The 2,537-nt window shown below is 66.1% G+C and carries 2 protein-coding genes; both read right to left on the bottom strand.

The window, feature by feature from the left end; genetic code table 11:
• Positions 1 to 440: chemotaxis protein CheW (locus IVA80_RS15195; RefSeq protein WP_247431221.1), on the bottom strand; the 440-nt coding region annotated here is incomplete at its 3' end.
• A gap of 23 nt (positions 441 to 463) precedes the next feature.
• Positions 464 to 2,537, bottom strand: a 2,074-nt coding sequence (locus IVA80_RS15200; RefSeq protein ID WP_247431224.1) for a hybrid sensor histidine kinase/response regulator, incomplete at its 5' end; no start/stop codon positions are given.

The following is a 2,537-nucleotide window of genomic DNA, read 5'->3' on the forward strand; positions in this document are numbered from 1 at the left end:
AGGACGCGATCGACGTCGAGGACGACCATGAGCTGTCCGTCGAGGCGATGGACGCCGCCGGCGAGCTTGGCCATGCGGGGATCGAGGTTGACGGGGTTGTCTTCCTTGTTGTCCTCGGACAAGCGCAGCACCTCGCCGATCTGGTCGATCAGGAGGCCGTAGGATTCGCCGCGCAGGTCGACGCCGACCGCCATCGGCACCTTGCCGTCCTCGGGCTTGGGCAGGCCGAGCCGGGCGCGCATGTCGACCACGGTGACGATGCGGCCGCGCAGGTTCAGCACGCCCGCGATCTCGCGCGAGGACAAGGGCACACGGGTGACGCGCTCGGGCATGAACACGTCCTGGACGCGGGAGATCGGCAGGCCGAACAGCTGGCCGCCGATCATCGCGGTGACGTATTCGACCATGGCGCCTTCGGTGGTCTGGGTCTTGTTGCTCATCGCTTGTCTCCTGATCCCGCCGTTTAGGCCGCTGCCCGGTTCAGCTCGGAGGCGCCGGCGGCGCCCGCGGTCTGCTCCTTCAGCGCCGCGATCAGACCGGGACGGTCGAACTTGGCGACATAGTCGTGGAAGCCGGCCTGACGGCCGCGCTCGATCGCCGCCGGCGACACCAGCGCGGAGAGGCCGATGATCGGCATCGAGCCCAGATTGTTGTCGGAGCGGATCACTTCCGCGAACTCGAACCCGTTCATGTCCGGCATCTCGATGTCGGTCAGGACCACGTCGAAGGTTTGCGCACGCAGGGCGGCCAGACCCTCCTGCGCGGTCGGCGCGGTGCGGACGCGGTAGCCGGCCGCTTTCAGGACCGGGGCCAGCATGTTGCGGAAGAACGCGCTGTCGTCGACCAGCAGCACCGACTGCGAGTGCATCGACGGCTTCATCTCCTTGCGGGTGAACCAGTCGGCGAACGCCATCGGCAGGAAGTGGCCGACGTCGATCACCTCGGTGGCCTGGCCCTTGATCACGGCCGAGCCGAGAATGCCGGAGGCGGAGCCGCCGACCTCGATGTTGAGCCGTTCCTCGACGATGTCGATGATCTCGTCGACGACCAGGCCCATGGAGCGGCCGTCATCGGCGAACACCAGGATCGGCTGGGCGCCCTGGCTCGCAATGGTGACGCCCTCCATGGCGACCAGCGGCATCAGCTGCTCGCGGTACTGCACCATGTAGCGGCCGTTGGAGAACTCGATCTTGTCGGCGGGCAGCTCTTCCAGGCGGGTGACCAGCCCGAGCGGAACCGCCTTGGGCTGGCTGGAGCCGGCGCGGAACACCAACAGCGACGTGGTCTGCTCGCCGCTTCCGATGTGATGCGCCCCGTTCTCGTCGCCCATGTCATGGGCCGAGGAGCCGGCGGCGCCGAGCGCCTTGGCAATGCCGTTGGGGTCGATGATCATGATGACGGCGCCATCGCCCAAAATGGTGTTGCCGGAGAACATGTCGATGTGACGCAGTTTTGTGGACATCGGCTTGACCACGATTTCTTCGGTGTGGAACACGCCGTCGACGACGATGCCGAAGGTCTGGCTGCCGACCTGGGTCACCACGATGAAGCCGTTCTCGGGATCGCTGGCGGCGCCGTCGTCGATCTTGAGCAGCTTCTTGAGGTGGATCAGCGGCAAGAGCTTGTTGCGCAACCTGAGGACCGCGGTGTCCTTGATGCGCTCGATGCGGTGCTCGGAGTTGGCGCGGGCCCGCACCAGCTCGACCACCGAGAGCTGCGGGATCGCAAAACGGTCGCCGGCGGCTTCCACGATCAGCGCCGAGACGATCGCCAGCGTCAGCGGGATCTTGATGGTGACGGAGGAGCCTTCGCCGGCGACGCTCTTGACGTCGATGGTGCCGCCGATCTGGTCGATATTGGTGCGCACCACGTCCATGCCGACGCCGCGCCCCGACACCGAGGTGATGGCGGCCGCGGTGGAGAAGCCCGGCGCGAAGATGAACTTGTGGATCTGGGCTTCGCTCATCTTCTCGAGCTCAGCCTCGGTGACGAGACCGGAGGAGATCGCCTTGGCCTTGATCCTGTCGGTGTTCAGGCCGCGGCCGTTGTCGGCGATGCAGATGATGATGTGGCCGCCCTCGTGATAGGCGGACAGGCGGATGGTGCCCTGCTCGCCCTTGCCGGAAGCGAGCCGCTCGGCGGGGGTCTCCAGGCCATGGTCGGCGGAGTTGCGCACCATGTGGGTGAGCGGGTCCTTGATCAGGTCGAGCACCTGACGATCGAGCTCGGTGTCGGCGCCGTGCATCTCCAACTCGATCTGCTTGCCGAGTTCGCTCGAGAGGTCGCGGACGATGCGGGGCAGCTTCTGCCAGGCATTGCCGATCGGCTGCATGCGCGTCTTCATGACGCCTTCCTGCAGCTCGGCGGTGACGTTGGACAGCCGCTGCAACGGCACCTTGAACTCGGTGTCCTCGTTGCGGCGGGAGATCTCCAAAAGCTGGTTGCGGGTCAAGACCAGCTCGGAGACCATGGTCATCAGATGCTCCAGCGTATCCACGTTGACGCGGATCGACTGGTTGGCGATGCGGTCGCCTTCG

The sequence above is a fragment of the Bradyrhizobium sp. 139 genome, assembly GCF_023074175.1.
In the GTDB taxonomy this organism is placed as follows: domain Bacteria; phylum Pseudomonadota; class Alphaproteobacteria; order Rhizobiales; family Xanthobacteraceae; genus Bradyrhizobium.